Source organism: SAR202 cluster bacterium (assembly GCA_016872355.1).
In the GTDB taxonomy this organism is placed as follows: Bacteria; Chloroflexota; Dehalococcoidia; order Lucifugimonadales; family VGZY01; genus VGZY01.
The window spans coordinates 1-17545 of record VGZY01000019.1 but is presented as its reverse complement, the minus strand read 5'-3'; the positions used below and the strand labels follow the sequence as shown (position 1 = coordinate 17545).

General features: G+C 60.9%; 22 protein-coding genes. 9 read left to right on the top strand and 13 right to left on the bottom strand.

Annotation, left to right across the window (positions count from 1 at the left end; all coding sequences use genetic code 11):
* Window positions 1–11: 11 nt before the first annotated feature.
* Complete coding sequence (locus FJ319_06075) at window positions 12–314, bottom strand: hypothetical protein (protein MBM3933857.1); 303 nt, start codon at window positions 312–314, stop codon at window positions 12–14.
* Window positions 299–1072: a ComEA family DNA-binding protein gene (locus FJ319_06070; protein ID MBM3933856.1), complete on the bottom strand. Its 774-nt coding sequence runs from the start codon at window positions 1070–1072 to the stop codon at window positions 299–301. The genes FJ319_06075 and FJ319_06070 overlap by 16 nt, the downstream gene beginning before the upstream one ends.
* Here FJ319_06070 and FJ319_06065 point away from each other — a divergent pair.
* Window positions 1057–1410: a DUF971 domain-containing protein gene (locus FJ319_06065; GenBank protein MBM3933855.1), complete on the top strand. Its 354-nt coding sequence runs from the start codon at window positions 1057–1059 to the stop codon at window positions 1408–1410. The genes FJ319_06070 and FJ319_06065 overlap by 16 nt on opposite strands.
* A 10-nt stretch (window positions 1411–1420) precedes the next feature.
* On the opposite strand, the gene FJ319_06060 is transcribed toward FJ319_06065, so the two are convergent.
* The 3 genes from FJ319_06060 to FJ319_06050 are packed head-to-tail and all read right to left on the bottom strand — an operon-like array spanning window position 1421 to window position 4056.
* Window positions 1421–2251 carry a pantoate--beta-alanine ligase gene (locus FJ319_06060; protein MBM3933854.1) on the bottom strand — a complete coding sequence of 277 codons (831 nt, stop codon included), beginning with the start codon at window positions 2249–2251 and terminating at the stop codon, window positions 1421–1423.
* Window positions 2252–3148 carry a 3-methyl-2-oxobutanoate hydroxymethyltransferase gene (panB, locus tag FJ319_06055; GenBank protein ID MBM3933853.1) on the bottom strand — a complete coding sequence of 299 codons (897 nt, stop codon included), beginning with the start codon at window positions 3146–3148 and terminating at the stop codon, window positions 2252–2254.
* A 23-nt stretch (window positions 3149–3171) separates the two neighbouring features.
* Complete coding sequence (locus FJ319_06050; GenBank protein ID MBM3933852.1) at window positions 3172–4056, bottom strand: DUF2520 domain-containing protein; 885 nt, start codon at window positions 4054–4056, stop codon at window positions 3172–3174.
* 124 nt (window positions 4057–4180) lie between these two features.
* Between FJ319_06050 and FJ319_06045 the strand changes: the two genes are divergently transcribed.
* From FJ319_06045 to FJ319_06015, 7 genes are all read left to right on the top strand, one after another.
* The gene (locus tag FJ319_06045; protein MBM3933851.1) at window positions 4181–4759 is read left to right on the top strand and encodes a hypothetical protein; all 579 of its coding nucleotides are present in this window, start codon (window positions 4181–4183) and stop codon (window positions 4757–4759) included.
* Between the two features lie 168 nt (window positions 4760–4927).
* Window positions 4928–6310: a dihydrolipoyl dehydrogenase gene (lpdA, locus tag FJ319_06040; GenBank protein ID MBM3933850.1), complete on the top strand. Its 1383-nt coding sequence runs from the start codon at window positions 4928–4930 to the stop codon at window positions 6308–6310.
* A 134-nt stretch (window positions 6311–6444) separates the two neighbouring features.
* The gene (gene pdhA, locus FJ319_06035) at window positions 6445–7422 is read left to right on the top strand and encodes a pyruvate dehydrogenase (acetyl-transferring) E1 component subunit alpha (protein ID MBM3933849.1); all 978 of its coding nucleotides are present in this window, start codon (window positions 6445–6447) and stop codon (window positions 7420–7422) included.
* Between the two features lie 81 nt (window positions 7423–7503).
* Window positions 7504–8481: an alpha-ketoacid dehydrogenase subunit beta gene (locus FJ319_06030; GenBank protein ID MBM3933848.1), complete on the top strand. Its 978-nt coding sequence runs from the start codon at window positions 7504–7506 to the stop codon at window positions 8479–8481.
* A gap of 22 nt (window positions 8482–8503) precedes the next feature.
* On the top strand, window positions 8504–9853 hold the full coding sequence (locus tag FJ319_06025) for a 2-oxo acid dehydrogenase subunit E2 (GenBank protein ID MBM3933847.1): 1350 nt from the start codon (window positions 8504–8506) through the stop codon (window positions 9851–9853).
* Between the two features lie 84 nt (window positions 9854–9937).
* Window positions 9938–10276 carry a DUF4258 domain-containing protein gene (locus FJ319_06020; GenBank protein MBM3933846.1) on the top strand — a complete coding sequence of 113 codons (339 nt, stop codon included), beginning with the start codon at window positions 9938–9940 and terminating at the stop codon, window positions 10274–10276.
* Window positions 10273–10506 carry a YgiT-type zinc finger protein gene (locus FJ319_06015; GenBank protein ID MBM3933845.1) on the top strand — a complete coding sequence of 78 codons (234 nt, stop codon included), beginning with the start codon at window positions 10273–10275 and terminating at the stop codon, window positions 10504–10506. The genes FJ319_06020 and FJ319_06015 overlap by 4 nt, the downstream gene beginning before the upstream one ends.
* Here FJ319_06015 and trpB read toward each other — a convergent pair.
* Window positions 10503–11711: a tryptophan synthase subunit beta gene (gene trpB, locus FJ319_06010; GenBank protein ID MBM3933844.1), complete on the bottom strand. Its 1209-nt coding sequence runs from the start codon at window positions 11709–11711 to the stop codon at window positions 10503–10505. The two genes, FJ319_06015 and trpB, sit on opposite strands and share 4 nt — an antisense overlap.
* Before the next feature lie 103 nt (window positions 11712–11814).
* Here trpB and FJ319_06005 point away from each other — a divergent pair, with 103 nt between their 5' ends.
* Window positions 11815–12045 (top strand): zinc ribbon domain-containing protein, encoded by a 231-nt coding sequence (locus tag FJ319_06005; GenBank protein MBM3933843.1) that lies wholly within the window; start codon window positions 11815–11817, stop codon window positions 12043–12045.
* Between the two features lie 139 nt (window positions 12046–12184).
* Here FJ319_06005 and FJ319_06000 read toward each other — a convergent pair whose 3' ends face one another.
* From FJ319_06000 to FJ319_05970, 7 genes are all read right to left on the bottom strand, one after another.
* On the bottom strand, window positions 12185–12469 hold the full coding sequence (locus FJ319_06000) for a hypothetical protein (GenBank protein ID MBM3933842.1): 285 nt from the start codon (window positions 12467–12469) through the stop codon (window positions 12185–12187).
* Window positions 12470–12634: 165 nt separating this feature from the next.
* Window positions 12635–12820 carry a hypothetical protein gene (locus FJ319_05995; GenBank protein ID MBM3933841.1) on the bottom strand — a complete coding sequence of 62 codons (186 nt, stop codon included), beginning with the start codon at window positions 12818–12820 and terminating at the stop codon, window positions 12635–12637.
* 62 nt (window positions 12821–12882) lie between these two features.
* Window positions 12883–14211 (bottom strand): aspartate aminotransferase family protein, encoded by a 1329-nt coding sequence (locus FJ319_05990; GenBank protein MBM3933840.1) that lies wholly within the window; start codon window positions 14209–14211, stop codon window positions 12883–12885.
* A gap of 20 nt (window positions 14212–14231) precedes the next feature.
* Entirely contained in the window at window positions 14232–14999 is a 768-nt protein-coding gene (locus tag FJ319_05985) for an amidohydrolase (GenBank protein ID MBM3933839.1), read from the bottom strand.
* Window positions 15000–15003: 4 nt separating this feature from the next.
* Window positions 15004–15759, bottom strand: coding sequence for a hypothetical protein (locus FJ319_05980; GenBank protein ID MBM3933838.1), 756 nt, complete (start codon window positions 15757–15759; stop codon window positions 15004–15006).
* A 22-nt stretch (window positions 15760–15781) separates the two neighbouring features.
* Window positions 15782–16549 (bottom strand): amidohydrolase, encoded by a 768-nt coding sequence (locus tag FJ319_05975; GenBank protein ID MBM3933837.1) that lies wholly within the window; start codon window positions 16547–16549, stop codon window positions 15782–15784.
* A complete protein-coding gene (locus FJ319_05970) occupies window positions 16550–17308 on the bottom strand; it encodes a hypothetical protein (GenBank protein MBM3933836.1) in 759 nt (252 codons plus the stop codon).
* Window positions 17309–17545 lie beyond the last annotated feature (237 nt).

Here is a 17545-nt window from a genome sequence, read left to right as displayed (position 1 = left end):
CTCCGTTCCGGCTAGGGCACTACTGACGATTCGGCAACGGGAGGGCTGTCCGGCACGGTGCAGAGGATGGCGGTCCCGCCGACGAGGGAGATCACCAGGAGGAGGATGGCGAGCCTGCGCGTGTGGGGCCACGCGCCGCGCCTGACCTTGCGGCTGGCAAGCCAGATGGAGACCAGGAACGTACCGATCAGGACGACCCAAAGCCACTGTGTGGGCGGGCTTTCGCGGTAACGGAAGTAGACCTGGAGGAGGAGAACGACGATCGCCCCAGCCAGGAGGTAGAACCGGGCCTCTTTCATCACGTTGCGTACCATGCACTCTCCGGGGGCGACAGGCGGCCCGCGCAACAGGCTTCAACAAGCTCCCTTATGGCGTCCAGCGTCGCGCGGCCGATGCCGCTCACTTTGAGCAGATCGTCAACGGTCTTGAACGGCCCGTTAGCTTCGCGGTACACGACGATCGCATGTGCTTTTACCTCGCCGATGCCGGGAAGCGCCATGAGGTCAATGACCGTTGCCGTATTGATGTTTATCCTGGCAGCCACGCCGGCCGCCGCCTGAGGACTTCCTGTTGACTGGGAGACCTTCGGGACGGGAGTCTCCCCCACCCTGGGTATGTGCCAGTGGTCTTGGTCGCTCAGTATCACCGCAAGGTTCACACTCTCGAGCGCCGCGTCCGCCGTCGCGCCTCCGGCGGCCTGCACCAGCGAGGTTAACCGGTCTCCGGGCGTGATTTCGTATACGCCCGGCGTGGCGACGGCGCCGGTGATGTAGGCGGCCCACGTCCGAGGGACGGCCGTGCGCGCCGGCTCAGGGGTGGCGATTTCAATGGCGCCCGCGGTGGAAAGGCGGTTGGCAAGCAAAACCACACCGGCTATGGCGACGGCGCTGAGTACTGCAAGGATGGCGGTGTTGGCTGCGTTCCTCATTCGCGGAGACCGTGGACCCGGGATAGCGGCACTATATGCGCCCGCCGCCGGGGTGTCAATCGCTAGTGGAATCCTGCCCGCCCGTGCCTGTAAACTGGTACTCATCCAATCGGGATAAATGAGGGTCCATGAGCACCAGCGCATCCGTTAGAACTATCTCGCTCTCGCCGGCCGCCATATCCGTCGAGTGGACGGATGGACACCAGAGCATCTACCCGCCGAAGTACCTGCGTATCAACTGCGGCTGCGCGGAGTGCGTGGAAGAGTGGACGAACCGGAAGCTGCTGAACCCGGCGACGGTCCCCGCGGAAATAAAAGCTGAGGACTACATGATGGTGGGGCGATACGCGGTGCAGTTCCTCTGGAGCGACGCGCACTTCACTGGTATTTACCCGTTCGACGTGCTGCGCAAGCTATGCCCGTGCGACGAATGCAAAGCACAGAACGCGGGCACGGCGGCGGGGGCAGAGGCCAAAAAGTAGACCCGGCAGCTCACTGCCCTATTGTCACGTTATCGATCAGCCGTGTCTTGCCAATCCGCACGGCCAGCGACACTAGGGCAGGCCTGCCGTCCAGCCGGTCCAGTTCTTCAAGGGTGTCCGGGTCGGCGATGCTGACGTAGTCGATCTTCGCGAGGGGCTCCTGCTCGATGAGCGCGCGCATGCGGCGGCGCACTTCCTCGGCATCGGAGATACCCAGCTCGCTTGCGAATCGCAGAGACCGGAACAGCACCGGCGCAGCGGCACGCTCTTGCGGGTTGAGGTAGCGGTTACGGCTGCTCATCGCCAGGCCGTCCGGCTCCCGCACCGTGGGGCAGATAACGATATCTACGCCAAGGTTCAGGTCCGCGTTCAGCTTCTTGATGACCATGCACTGCTGCGCGTCCTTCTGTCCGAAATACGCGCGGTCCGGCCGCACTATAGAGAGGAGCTTCGTGACGACGGTCGCGACGCCGCGGAAGTGGCCTGGCCGGGACTTCCCTTCAAGCCTTTCTGTCAGCTTGCCGCAATCAACGTAGGTGTCGAACCCAGGAGGGTAAATTTCATCGGTCCCGGGAGTGAAAACGATGTCCGCGCCAGCCTTCTCCAGCATGGCAAGGTCATCCTCGACCGGTCGTGGGTAGGCAGTAAAGTCCTCGCTCGGTCCGAACTGCCTGGGATTGACGAAGATCGTTGAGACGACGGTCGGGTTCTCGCTCCTTGCGCGCTCCACGAGTGAGGCGTGCCCTCTGTGCAGGGCGCCCATGGTGGGGACGAGACCGACGGGGTGAGCAACCGAGAGGAGCTCCTCCCGCACGCCGGCGACCGTGGATATGACCTTCATTTATTTCCGACCTTCGATTCTATTCCGGTATCCCGCGCCCTCAACGAGCCCGTCAACAGGGGAACCGAGCGCGTTCATCTCCTCAATCGCATGGTGGGCCATGTGAAAGCTCTCTCGGTCAGTCGGGAATGCGCCGTTGCGGACGTCCTGGATGTACTGCTCCATGACGGCCTTGATGAGGTTGCCGACCTCTGCGTACCGGCGGGCATGCTTGTGCATTTCGTCAGTGATAAGCCCGAGGATATCGTGGAAGACCTGCACCTGCCCGTCGCAGTGGACGCCCGCGCCGATGCCGATGGTGGGGATGCTCAGTTTCCGGGTTATCGACTGGGCGAGGTTCAGAGGGACCATCTCCAGGACGATTGCGTATACTCCGGCCTGCTCGAGGGCGAGGGCGTCATCCATGAGATCCAGCGCGGCTTTTGCCGTCTTCCCCTGCACCTTGTAGCCACCGAGCTGGTTGAAAGACTGCGGCGTGAGCCCGATGTGGCCCATGACAGGTATGCCCACCTCTACGATCCGCCGCACCGTCTCCGCCATCACGCGCCCGCCCTCCAGCTTCACCGACGACGCTCCGCCCTCCTTGAGGAGCCTCCCGGCGTTGCGGATCGCGTCGGCGACGTCCGCCTGGTAGCTCATGAACGGCATGTCCGCGATGACGTGCGCCTTCTGCGTCCCGCGCACCACCGACTTCACGTGATAGATGATATCGTCCATCGTCACGGGCAAGGTGGAGTCGTGCCCCTGCACCACCTGCCCCAGGCTGTCCCCGACGAGTATCAGCGGTATCCCCGTCGACTCCACCAGCCGCGCCGACGTATAGTCGTACGCGGTGATCATGGGGATTTTCTCGGCCTTCCTCTTCATTTCCTTGAGGTCAGTAATGGTCACGCGCATGGAAGCCTCCTTGAGACTCCGCTTCAACCCTTAGTGCCTTCCTGGAGCAGCTGCCTTATCTCTTCCGCCTTCTCGGCCGATACGTTGCCCTTCTCCAGCGCCACCGGGAACGCCGCAAGCGCCATGTTGCAGTAGACCGGCACCATCTCCGGAGAGAACTCCCGGAGCGCGTTCATGTGCTTCCTTACCGTTCCCGCATCTCCGCGCACATAAGGCCCCGCCGCGGCAGCGGGCAGCCCCAGCGAGGCGAGCGTTGCGGCTGTGCCCTGCATGATGGGCGCGAGCGACTTCAGCGCCTGGTTGCGGTCTATTCCGAAGTTCTCCTGCCACAGCCCGGCGATTGCTCCGCACAGGCCGTTTAGTATGCCGCCCATCATTACCACGGTGCAGTGGTACAGCGCCTTGTCTTCCGCCCGCAGGAAGATCGGCACGCCACCTAGCGCCAGCGCCATCTCCTTCAGGTACGCCCGCATCTCCTCTTCGCCCTCAATGGCGAACGTCGTTCCCGGCAGGCTCGCAACCGCCTTCTCTACGTCCGAGAACGTCTGCAGAGGGTGAAACGCTCCCGGGACGGCGCCCATCGCCTTCGCCAGGGCGAAAACATCCGTGGACGTTGCGCCGGAGCAGTGCGCCACGCCCTGCCCCTTGCGCCACTTGATGCTCGCGGCTATCGGCGCTATGGACGCGTCCGTGCCGGTAATAAAGACCATGTCGCACTTTGAAGCGGCCTCGTAGATGGACCGGTAGGCAACGCAGCCCGGCACAAGATGGGCCAGGGACTCCGCGGAAGCGAAAGTGCGGCTGGCAGAGGCGACGACTTTGTACCCCTTGCGCGAAAGCGCGGCAGCCATCGACTTCCCCACCTGTCCCGCGCCGATGAATCCGATTCGAGAGTTACGGTCCAGCATCCGGTAGATAACCTGTGCGCCCGGGCGGCATTAGAAAAAGAATAAGCCTCCCCGGAGATGGGAAGGCTCACACAATCGTAGTGGCCATGACCTTACGGCCATGGCGTAAAGACGTATTCTGATTGTGCTCACCGTTCCCATGGGGATTGGCTGCATAACCTATAATAACAGGGAGTCAGAAAAGCGTGAAGGGCGTTCAAGTCATTCTCGCTTTAGCTTGACGCGGCGGCGGCGCTTTATTAGACTGCGTGAAATATTTTTGGGACGACACCTGCGGACATTTAGCCAGATGCAAAGACCCGATCAGATCAAGCCCGAATCGAAGCCCAGCAAGGCCGACACAGAGTTCCTGAATGCTGTGACGGACGGGAAGCTCATGCTTTCCGAGTGTACCCGGTGCGGCGGCCTGTTCTACCGGCCCACCATTTGCCCGGACTGCCGCGCAACCACGTTCAAATGGGTGAAGGCGCAGGGCGAGGGCAAAGTCTTCAGCTTCGTGCTCACTTACCCAGGCGGGAAACAGGGAACGGGGCTGCCGAAAGCAGTTATTGCGGTCATTGAGTTAATTGAGGGGCCGCGATTCATGGCTGGACTGACCGGCATCGCCCCAAGGGACGTCTACGTTGGATTGCCGGTTATCGTAGATTTCGACGCGCCGGAGGTCTCTTCGGACGTAGCGCCTTTCAGCTTCCGGCCCGCCTAGAGGCCCTTACGATCTTCGTCGCCTTCGGCCCAAAAATAGGCCTTGCGTTTCACGATTCCGAGTTTCATAAACGCTTAAATCGACGCAGTTTCTTTGTGGCTGCATATGCATTGATGTAGAATGGTGCCCGTCTCCAGGCTTACGGATTTGCTCATTTGAGGTGTTCGAGTGCCAGATTATGATGTAGTTGTCATCGGCAGCGGTCCGGGCGGATACGTGGCCGCTATTCGCGCGGGCCAACTTGGCCTCAAGACAGCCATTATCGAACGGGCCGAGGTGGGCGGCATATGCCTGAACTGGGGGTGCATACCCAGCAAGGCCCTCCTCAAGAACGCCGAGGTCCTGAGCTACTTCAAGAACGCCGCCGACTGGGGCGTCTCCGTCGACAATGTGCAGTACGACTTCGGCAAGGCCGTAGACCGCAGCCGCGACGTCGTGAAGCGCCTCACCAGGGGCGTCGCCTCCCTCCTCAAGAAGCACAAGGTTGAGTACGTCGAAGGGCTGGGCGTAATCAAGGACAAGAACACCGTCGTAGTCGAGAGCGCCAAGCGAACACTCACGACGAAGAACATCATCATCGCCACCGGCGCGCGCTTCCGGCAGCTGCCCACCCTGCCCGTCGACAAAAAGGTCGTCATCACCAGCCGCGAGGCTCTTGAGACCCGCGAGGTCCCCAAGAAGGCGATCATCGTGGGTGCGGGCGCGACGGGCATGGAGTTCGGATATGTCTGGAGCAAGTACGGAGCGGACGTCACAATCGTTGAGCTCCAGCCCCGCCTGGTGCCACTCGAGGACGAGGAGATCAGCACCCAGGCTGAGCGCGCCTTCAAGAAGCAGGGCATCAACGCCATGCTCGGCGCCAAGGTAGACAAGGTTGAGGTCACCGGCAACAAGGCCAAGGTGACGATTACGAACTCCGCCGGCACGACCGTAGTCGAGTGCGACAAGGTGCTCGTCGCCGTGGGCATGCAGGGCAATATCGACGGCATCGGCCTTGAGGGCGTCGGCGTTAAGACAGACCGCGGGTACGTGACCGTGGACGACAAGATGCAGACAAACGTCCCGGGCATCTACGCCATTGGCGACGTCAACGGCAAGATGTTGCTGGCGCACGTGGCGTCCGCACAGGGCGTCACCGCAGTGGAGCACATCGCCGGCCTCAACCCGCCCAAGCTCGACTACGTGAATATGCCCAAGGCTACATATTGCAAGCCCCAGATCGCCAGCTTCGGACTTACCGAGGCACAGGCGAAGGAGAAGGGCTTCAACGTCAAGATCGGCAAGTTCCCGTTCGTCGCCAGCGGCAAGGCGCTCGCAATGGGCGAGACCGACGGCTTCGTCAAGGTGGTGGTGGACGCTGAGATCGGCGATATCCTGGGGGCGCACATGATCGGCCCTGAGGTCACCGAGCTGCTGGGCGAGCTGGGAATGGCCCGCCTGCTGGAGAGCACAACGAAGGAGCTTGGGTGGCTGGTGCACCCGCACCCGACCATCTCTGAGGCGGTCAAGGAAGCGGCGCTTCAAGCGGACGGCGAAGCGATCCACATATAAGGACCGCAGGGCGCCTCCCATCGTCTAGGTAAAATTACGAATATGGGATGGTAAAATAGGAGCGTTGCTGCTCCTATTTTTCTAGAATGTTTATACCGGCTTATGGCAACTTTTCCGGGTGTGTGAGGTCATAGATGAAGGTGGCGATCAATCTGGACAAGGCCCAGGTAGCGGAGATGTACAGGCAGATGGCGCTGATCCGCCTGTTCGAGGAGCAGTGCGCGCGCCAGTACCAGCAGGGCAAGATACGCGGCTTCCTGCACCTTTACATCGGCCAGGAGGCCGTCGCGGTGGGCGCCATGTCCGTCACACGCAAGGACGACTACGTGATTACCAGCTACCGTGACCATGGCCACGCAATCGCGAAGGGTATCCACCCCAACGCCGTCATGGCGGAGCTGTTCGGCAAGGTTACGGGTTGCAGCGGCGGTAAGGGCGGCTCCATGCACCTTTTCGATATTGAGAAGCGCTTCATGGGCGGCCACGCCATTGTTGCCGGCCAGATGCCGCTGGCATGCGGCCTGGGGCTGGCCATCAAGCGCAAGAAAGAGGACAGCGCGGTCCTCTGCTTCTTCGGCGACGGCGCCGTGAACGAGGGCTACTTCCACGAATCGCTCAACCTCGCTTCCCTCTGGAAGCTGCCGGTCATCTTCTTCCTCGAAAACAACATGTACGGCATGGGCACCCTCGTCAGCCGCGCTCGCGCCGCCGGTAAGGACATTTACCTGGCCGCCGACGCCTACAACATCCCCGCCGCCCAGATCGACGGCATGGACGTAGCAGCCGTACGCGAGGCGACAGCGGAGGCTCTCAAACGGGTCCGTACAGGTGACGGACCCGTTTTCATTGAGGCCATGACGTACCGCTTCCGCGGCCACTCCATGTCGGACGCCTCGTACTACCGGGAGTCATCCGAGGTGGAGCGGGAGCAGGTCAGAGACCCGATCCCCGCGTTCAAAAAGCTCGCAGTCACGGAAGGGTTGATTTCCGAGAAAGAGCTCGCGCAGATAGACAAGGAAGTCGAAGCGGCGGTGACGGAGTCCATCAAGTTCGCCAACGAGAGTCCGAACCCGCCGATGGAGGCGCTGTTCGAGCATATTATCGCGTCTTAAGGCAGGCCCTCACCCATCCCGATTCCATCGGGATGGCCTTTCCCGGCTTTGCGGGAGAGGATCTGAAAGTCGGAAAGTAGCATGGCTGAGATCATAATGAGAGAGGCGATAGCCCGGGGCCTCCGCGAAGCCCTCGATAAAGACGAGAGGGCGTTTATCATGGGCGAGGACGTGGGCGCATACCAGGGCGCCTACGCGGTGACGAAGGGCTTCTTCGAAAAGTACGGCCCGGAGCGCGTCCGGGACACGCCCATTGCAGAGGGTGTGATGGTTGGCGCGGGCGTCGGCGCGGCAATGGCCGGCCAGAGGCCAATCGTCGAGATAATGACGATCAACTTCCTTCTGCTGGGCATCGACCAGGTGGTGAACCACGCGGCGAAGCTGCGGTACATGTCCAACGGCCAGCTCGAAGTGCCTCTGATAATCCGCACTGTCACCGGCGGCGGCGCGCAGCTTGCTGCCACGCACTCGCAGAGCTTCGAGGGCTGGTTCGCCTCCGTACCCGGCATAAAGGTCGCGATCCCTTCCGATCCCTACGACGCTCTCGGCCTATTCAGGTCCGCGCTGGACGAGCGCGACCCGGTGATCTTTGCCGAGCACGCCCTCCTCTACGGTTTCAAGGGAGAAGTGCCGGACGCCCCCTACAAGGTGCCCTTCGGCCAGGCCGCCGTCAAGCGCGAAGGCAAGGACATCACACTGGTCGCCTACGGCCGGATGGTGCACGTGGCACAGAACGCCGCGAAGCTCTTTGCCGAAATGGGCAAGCAGGCGGAAGTCATCGATGTCCGCACGCTACGGCCGCTGGACCTGGACACCATCGTCAAGTCCGTCAAGAAGACCAACCGGTGCATCGTCGTGGAAGAGGTCTGGGAGACCGGCGGCTTCGGCTCATGGATCGCCCAGTCGGTCCAGGAGGCCGCGTTCGACGACCTGGACGGCCCGGTAGGCCATGTCGGCGGACTGGATGTACCGGCCCCTTACAACGGGGTCCTTGAGGCAGCTGCAATCCCAGACGCCAAGCGCGTCCTCCAGAAGGCCAAAGAGCTCTTCGGAATGTAGAAACAACGATTGGGGGTTAGCTTTGGCTACCGAATTGACGATGCCCCAGATGGGCTATGACATGCAGGAAGGCACCCTTGTGCGCTGGCTTAAGCGCGAAGGGGCCGAGGTGAAGGTCGGCGACGCGATAGCCGAGATAGAGACTGACAAGGCAGTGGTGGAGTTCGAGGCGTCCGAAGCGGGCGTTCTGAACAAGCTCCTTGTTGCCGAAGGCACTTCCGTTCCCGTCGGCAAGCCGATAGCGATCATCGGCGCGCCTGGAGAGAAGGTGACCGCCCCCGCGGCCGCTCCGGCCCCAGCGCCCGCTGCCAACGGCAAGGGCGCACCGGCGTCGAGCCCCAAGCGGCCGCCGGAGGCCGTGGAGGCCCGGCAGGAGCCAGTAACCGCTCCCGCTCCCGCAGATGACCACGCGGCCGCCCCCGGCGAGGTCCGCGCATCGCCTGTTGCCCGGAAGCTGGCGGACGAGATGGGCATCGACCTCTCGAAGATCAAGGGCACCGGCCCCGGCGGCCGCATCACCCGTGACGACGTGATGGCCGCGGACAAGTCGAAGGCCGCGAAGACCGAGACGAAGGCGGAGCCGCAGAAGCCTGCCGAGGCAACCGCGAGGCTGGCGGCGCCGGCCCCGGCCGCCCCGAAGAAGGAAGCTCCCGCGGCCGAGCACGCCCCTGCCCCGGCGGCAAAGCCCGGCGAGAAGGTCCCACTGAGCAAGATGCGCCAGCAGATCGCCCGCGTGACCACGAAGAGCAAGCAGGAGATCCCTCACTTCTACGTTACCGCGGAGATCGACATGACCGAGGCGATGAAGCTGCGCAAGCAGATCAACGCCAGCCTGGAGTCGGAAGGCATCAAGATCAGCGTCAACGACCTCATCATCAAGGCCTGCGTTGGCGCTCTCAGGAAGATACCGAACCTGAACTCCTCCTACACAGGGGACGCCATACAGAACCATCCGTCCATCAACATCGGCATCGCCATTGCTATGGAAGACGGACTGATCATGCCCGCGATAATGGACTGCGCCGGCAAGACGCTCGCCCAGATATCCCAGGCGAGCAAGGACCTCATCACCCGGGCCCAGAAGGGGACGCTCCACGCCCAGGAGTACACCGGCGGCACCTTCAGCATCAGCAACATGGGCATGTTCGAGGTGACCAACTTCGCAGCGATCATCCAGCCCCCGCAGGCTGGCGTGCTGGCCGTGGGCACGGTGATGAAAAAGCCGGTCGTCCGCAACGACCAGGTGGTCATCGCCGAGACGATGAACGCCACGCTCTCCGTGGACCACCGCGTCTCCGACGGCGCGGAGGGCGCAAAGTTCATCGTAGAAGTCAAAAAGGATTTGGAGAACCCGCTCAGCTTGCTGGTGTAGAGCGCGAAAGTCTTCCGTGAAAGCAAACACGCCCGCGTTCACGCGGGCGTGTTTGCTTTCACAGCCAGGTGGTATGATTCTTCGATGAGTCAAGATGCTGACTGGATAAATGATATCAGGAAGCTTTTCCAGGCAGATCGAGTGCTCTACACCGGCCATTGCCTCAGAGAGATGCGTCTGGAGGAATTTGGGATAATAGAAGACAGGGAGATTGTTGAGGCAATAGAATCAGGACAAGTCATTGAGCATTATCCCGATGACAGGCCGTACCCGAGCGTCCTGGTCTATGGAACCACCAGAATTGGCCGACCGATTCACACCGTGTGTGCTTTGGATCCCCATGATAGCAGAGTCATTATTGTGACCGTATATGAGCCGGACCCGCGACGGTGGGCTCGTCACACCAAGAGAGTAAAGAAATGAAATGCATCGTGTGCCACGGTGACGACATCCAGGTGACCGAGGTCAATGAAGAAGTCCGGCTCGACAACAATGTCGTATGGGTGCAGATCAAGACGCCCGTTTGCAGGACGTGCGGCGAGAGATACTATGACCGCCGTACCGTTCACTTGCTGGAGAAAATCACCAGGGAGCTAAAGGCAGGCAAGCTGGCTTTGAAAGAGGTGGGCAAGGTCCTAACCTACAAGCCCTAACCCCACAGTTTCACTCCCAGCGCTCCTGCGACCGTGTTGATGTCCTTATCCCCGCGTCCGCTCAGGCCGAGCAGAATTATCCTGTCCTTGGGCAGCGTGGGGGCCAACTTAGCCACGTAGGCGATTGCATGAGACGGCTCAAGCGCTGGGATGATTCCCTCGGTCCGGCAGAGCAGCTGGAAGCCCTCCATGGCCTCCTTGTCCGTTATGCTTTCGTACCGCGCCCGCTCCGTGTCCTTAAGATAGCTGTGCTCCGGCCCAACACCCGGATAGTCCAGCCCCGCCGAAATGCTGTGCGTCTCCATCACCTGGCCGTTCTCGTCCTGTAGAAGGTAGGACATGCTGCCGTGAAGCACCCCTACCCTGCCTGCTACGAGCGTGGATGAGTGGCGCGGCGTGTCCACACCATCCCCGCCTGCCTCAACACCGATCAGCTCAACGTCCTCGTCCTGAACGAACGGGTAGAAGAGCCCGATCGCGTTACTGCCGCCGCCGACACACGCAACGGCGTAGTCCGGCAGCCTGCCGGCCGCCGCTAGCATCTGCGAGCGCGCCTCGGTGCCGATGACCGACTGGAAGTCGCGCACCATCATGGGATACGGGTGCGGCCCCACAGCGCTGCCGATGAGGTAGTGCGTCGTCTCCACGTTCGTTACCCAATCGCGAATGCACTCGTTGATCGCGTCCTTGAGTGTTTTGCTGCCGGAAGTGACCGGCCGCACCTCCGCTCCAAGCAGGCGCATCCTGAAGACGTTCAGAGACTGCCTCCGGATGTCCTCCTCGCCCATATATACGACACACTCCTGCTTGAGCATGGCGCAGACCGTAGCTGTGGCCACGCCATGCTGCCCCGCGCCCGTCTCAGCGATGATCCGCTTTTTGCCCATGCGCGCCGCCAGGAGGCCCTGTCCAAGGGCGTTGTTGATCTTGTGCGCGCCGGTATGGGCCAGGTCTTCGCGCTTGATATAGATCTTCGCGCCGCCGAGATGCCTGGTCAGGTTCTCAGCGTAATAGAGCGGCGTCGGCCGCCCGACGTAGAGGTTCAGCAGCTTCTTCAATTCGGCCTGGAAGTCGTGGTCCTCCTTGATCTCACCATAGGCCGATTCCAACTCCTCCAGGGCGTGCATGAGGGTCTCTGGGACGAAGCGCCCTCCAAACTGCCCAAAATGGCCTATGGAATCAGGTTGCGTGCGGGTGTGCGTCATTTTCGGGTCCTTCGGAATTTGTCCATCCATTATACCTTCACAGCTTGACCATGAGAGCCGCCGAAAATAAAATTGGGATGCACGAGGTCTATGGAGTAGCGCTATGCCAGTATATGAATATGTGTGCAAGACATGTGGGTGCGGGTTCGAGAAGCTGCGCCCTGTGAGCGACATGGACGCGAAAGCGCCATGCCCTGACTGCGGATCGGAGTCCCGGCGCAGGCTGTCGGTGTTCATTTCAATGACGACAGTCGGTGGCCGGTCCGAACCGGTGTCAGGTGGCGGCGGCGGGTGCTGTGGCGGCGGCTGCGGTGGAGGCGCCTGCAGCGCCTAGAGACAATAGGCATTTAGGAAAGGAAAAGACCAGTGGGCCGGAGTACTCCGCCCACTGGTCTTTTCGCGCCTATACTGCTCTGCCGCGGTCTACGATTAACCGCGGGAAACCCCATGCAGGATAGGTGACTTCGCCGCTGCTACTCCGGGCCGCCGGAGATATCGGACAGGAAGGTCCCCACGAAGATGGAGGAGACCAGCATGAAGGCGATCGCTCCGATGATTACCGCCGCGCCGAGTACCACGACGAATACCTTGCCCAGGATCTTGATCAGCCACCCTATGCCGGGAAGCGCTGACCCCTTGTTGTACACCTTAATAATGGGGTCGGTGATCGGCCTGAATGGCTTGGTTACCTTCTCCACAAACGTATCTTTAGGTTTGTCGCGCTTCGACTCATCCGGCAGGGGCTTATACTGAAACATCTCTTGCCATACCTCTATCGCAAACGGATTATGCGCTACACATCACAACCAGATGCACGTTTCAGACGCCCCAGGCCAGCGACCCGGAGCCAAGTCACGCAGCGACTATACTACCTGCAAATGCCGCACTAGGCAACCACCCGAGCATGACAAATTCCCCGGGGATTAGTCGTCGTCCCTGCTGGAGGAGACGAAACCCCGGAGGTCGGTCTCCTGGTTGCCGAAGAAGTCTGTGAACACGTACAGCGAGCCCAGAACGACTGCAATGGTCGCCAGCATTCCAATGAGGATGATCCCCTCAATTTCAATAACGTTATAGGTATTGCGGGCAATTGTCCGAACGATCGTCATACTCTAACCTCACAACAGCCTTTCACTCCGCCGCCGGGGCTGTACGCCACGCCGACTAATCCCTAGTCCTTATCCGCCAGAACTTCGCTGAGTGCCTTCAGAAAACCGTCTATTGTCGCATCGCTCATGGGCGTCGACAGTGTCATGCTCATCGGCGTGGGGCCAATACTGTAGCCCTTGATAAGCAGTCCCACTATGATGCGCTCGAGCATGGCGCCATCCGCCTGCCTGGCGCTCCTGTAGTCCTTGACAGGCTTCTCAGCTATATATGCATTAATCATAGAGCCTCGGCTCAGCACTTGGCAAGGAACTCCCGCCTTCTTGAAGGCGGCCTCCAGCCCTTTGTGCAGCCGCGCGCGGAGGCCTTCGAGCTGCTCGTAAACCTCCGGCGTCAACCCACGGAGAGTAGCCAGCCCGGCGGCCAGCGTGAAGTGGTTGCCGGAGAATGTGCCGCTCTGGAAAAGTCCGGTTGGCGCGCCGGTGTTGTCCAGCACGTCCATAAGCTCCCTGCGACCCCCGATGGCCCCAACCGGCAGTCCCCCTCCGAAGGCCTTTCCGAATATGCTCAGGTCCGGCTTCACCCCGGCTTCTCCCTGGTAGCCGCCTGGCCCAGCCCGGAAGCTGACCACCTCGTCCATCACCATGTACATCCCAAGTTCCTGGGTGATCTTCCGGACGAATTTAGTAAAGTCGTCAGGGATGTCCAGCATGCCCGGCTTGCCGTCGTAGAACACGCCCGCAACCTCGTCCTTGTGCTCCCTCAGGATGAGCTCAACAGACTCCCGGTCGTTGTAGGGGAGAATGATCACCTCATCGTTAGCCGCGCGCGACATGCCCTTGTGGGTGGGAACGGCCTTGGGCGAGGTAGCCTCGCCCGCCTTGTCGAGCGGCGGCGCCACGCTCACTTCGAGCGCGTCGTGACTGCCGTGATAGGCCCCCTCAAACTTGGCGATCTTGGGCTTGCCGGTCTTGGCCCGGATGAGGCGAGTCGCATGAAGCGACGCCTCAGTACCGGAGTTGGCGAAGCGCACCCGCTCAATCGAAGGGAAGCGCCGGGTGATCTCCTCGGAGATCTCCGCCTCGTATTCGGTCGGGTGGCCCAGGCCGATACCCATCTCCATCGCGTTCTTTAGCTCCGCCATCACCCCCGGCGGGTTGTGTCCCAGCACAGTGGTCGAATGGTGGTTTTCAAAGTCCACGTACCGGTTTCCATCGATGTCCCAGATGTGGCAGCCTTCCGCCTTCTGCACATAGATGGGATGCGGGGGCCGCCAGTAAGCGCCTTTGATGATGCCCCCGGGCATGCTATCCTTGCCGCGCTCCCACAGCGCCCTCGACTTCGGCGTCATCTTCAGCAGCTCAGCGTCAAGGGACGCTTTAGACCTGACCATGGCTCCTCCAGCGGTAATTGCTAAGACTTGTTCTTGAGACCCAGTAGCTTTATTGCGTTGAGGCCCAGTACCTTCTTCTTGGCCTCGTCTGAAATGTCGGCGGTCACTATGCGGCCAACCTGGTTGCGCGCGTCCAGGAGAGGCATGTCGGACCCGTACAGCACCCGGTCCTCCCCCGCCCCGTTCACAAGAAATTCAATGGTGCCCGCCTCCGCCATCGACGTGCACGTCTCCAGGTAGATGTTGTCACACTCTCTTGCCGCGGCCACGGCCTGGGCCTGCCCATTCATGTTGTTCCCAGAGTGGCCGAGCACCCACCGGACCTTGTTAAACCTCTTGGCCAGCGCCGGAAAGAGGCGCGGCATAGTCAGGGTATCCCCTTCGAAAAAGAAGGACGAATGGCTCATGATAACAATGCCGTGATCGTTGGCCCATTCAAAAATGGGGAAGTAAGACGGGTCGTCAATCGGCTTGCCGAGATATGTGGGGTACAGCTTGAGGAACCTGGCGCCAAGCTTACCGAACGCGCGCTCGAGCTCAGGTATGGCGTCCTGCAGGTACCGCGGCGTCACGTAGGCCACGGGCACGAACCTGTCCGGGTGCTTCTTGACGAAGGGCATCACGGAGTCCAGGTTTCGATGGGCCTCGCCATAGAAAATGCAGTTGATGCAGCTAATATCCACCCCGGCGGCATCCATCACCCTGAGATACGTCTCTAGGTCATCTGCCATTCCGAAAGAGCCCCACCTGCCGACGTGGGCGTGGAAGTCTACAACGGGCGTCTTCATGCGTTTATCCCTTCCCCAGGAGCCGGCCCAGGTTGCCCGCGCAGACGGCCTGTAGCTGCGATTGCGACAACCCCGAGCGGTGCAGATAGTATAACTGCGGCGCCATTGCAGAGTCCGGGAACCTGCTGCCGAACATGACGCGCTCAGCGCCAATGGCATCTATGAGCTTGTTGAAGGAGTTGGGCTGGAGCATCCTCGATACTTCGATCGAGACATTCGGGAGGCTCATAAGCAGCGGCACCGCCCATGTCTCATGCATGAAGTGGACCTGGCTCATCACGAACCTGAGGCCCGGCCGCCCGGAGACGGTCGCGTGGAACTCCGAAGGGTCTATCTCCTCAGCGGCCACCCATACCGGCGTCCTGTTGGCCTCAAGCCAATCGAAGAACGGCCCGAGCACCCACTCGCGGAACGGGTATCGCTGGAACTTGGGAGCGATGCGCAGCGAGCGCACGCCGTGCTGCTTCATACTCTTGGCCATGAGAGGCAAGTCGTCGAACGAGGGATTGACCGCAAACTGCGGCACAAGCCGAGGCTGCCCCTTGATCATCTCCATCAGGTAGGAGTTGCCTTCCACGCTATCGAAATCGAGCGCGTGCGGGGTGTAGGCGAGCGCCCTCTGCACGCCAGCCCTGTCCATCGTCGCGAGCGTGTCGGCCACGTTATCCACTCGAATATACCGATCGTACCGGCGCCCAACAGTGATGCAGGCGTCGAACACCGGAACGGACGGCTTGAAATCCAGGTCTACCTTGCCCATTAGTCCCTGCCTGTCGAGGTGTCTATAGCCCTAGCAGCTTCTTTGCGTTGAGTCCCAGCACTTTCTGCTTCGCTGCCTCTGAAATGTCTGCCGTCACTACTCGGCCCACATGGTATCGCGGGTCCATGAGCGGGATGTCAGAGCCGAAAAGGACCCTGTCCTCCCCGGCGCCGTTTACGAGGAACTCGATGGTCCCGGCCTCCGCAAAGGATGTGCATATCTCCAGGTAGATATTCGGGCACTGCTTTGCAGCCTCAACGGCGAGCACCTGGCCGCGCATGGCGTTGCCGGAGTGCGCCAGAAGCCACTTGACCTTCGTGAACCGCTTGGCCAGGCCGATGAACTTCGTCGGGAGGGTCAGTGTGTCCCAGTCAGCCACGTTGGAAGAGTGGCACATAATCACTATGCCACGGCTGTTGGCCCACTCGAAGATAAGATCGTACGAGGGGTCGTCTACCGGCTTGGTGTAGTAAGTGGGGTAGATCTTCATGTACTTGAAGCCGAGTTGGTCGAAAGCGCGCTCGAGCTCCGGGATCGTCTCGTCCGGGTGGCGCGGCGTGCCGAACGCGACGCCGATGAACCTGTCCGGGTACTTGCTCACCCAGTCCGCGACCACGTTGTGCGACTTCCGCTCGTCGTCGAAATAGATGCAGTTGAACCCCATTCTGTCCACCCCGGCCGCGTCCATGATATCAACGTACATCTTTGGCGAGGCCGGCCTGAACTTTGCGCCCCACTGGCCAACGTGGGCATGTACATCGATTACCGGGGTGTCGACGATCTTTGCCATTTACGCAGCCCTTCCAAGAAGCTTTTCAAGGTTGCCGGCGCAGATTGCAGAAAGCTCCGCCTTTGTGAAGCCCATCTGGTGCAGTCCGTACAGGTGGGGCGCCATCGCGGAATCAGGGAACCGCGAGCCGAACAGGACCCGGTGCAGCCCCATTGCGTCTACGAGGCGCTTCGGCCCGTCAACCACGACGAACCGAGAAATCTCCACGTAGACGTTGGGCACGGCCCTGACAAGCGGGAATATCCATGGGGTATGCACGTAGTGGACTTCGCTAAGGACGACGCGCAAATCCGGGTGCGCGCGAAGCATGGTGTGAAGTTGGTCTGGCTCTATCTGAGGGGCTGCGACGAAGACAGAAATCCCCTCTTTAGCAAGCCTGTCCAGCCATCCCTTCGCCATCCAGTCCGTGAAAGGGTAGTTGTGCTGCTTGGGGTCTATCCGAACTGAGCGCACGCCATGGGCACGCATCTGCGCGATGAGCTGCCCTGCATCATCCATAGTGGGGTTGGCGCCGAACTGGGGCACGAGCCGCGGTTGCCCCTTCATCTCCTGGAGAAGCACCTCGTTGCCGTCCTCGCCGTCAAAGTCGATAGCATGGACGTGGGAGACGAGCGCCTTGCCGACACCGCACCGGTCCATGGATTCGATAATGCCTGCGACGCTGTCCGAGCGGACGTAGCGGTTGTAACGCCTGCCCAGGAAGACGCAGGCGTCGAACGTTGGAACGGCGGCCTTGAAGTGTAGCTCTACCTCTCCCATATGCGCTCCACAGGGGGATTCAATGCGAGCGCAAGTTTATCATAAAGAAGGGGTAAAGGGTACGGGGACGGCGTATGAGTGTCTTTGCTCAGTGATATTGTCAGTAGGTAACTGCTCAGTGAATATGTCAGTCCATGAGAGGACTACATTTGACCGAGCGAGAAGCGAAGAGAGCACAGATACTGAACCTTGTTCTGGAGGGGCGTTGCGAGGCAAGTAAGGCCGCTGAGCTGATGG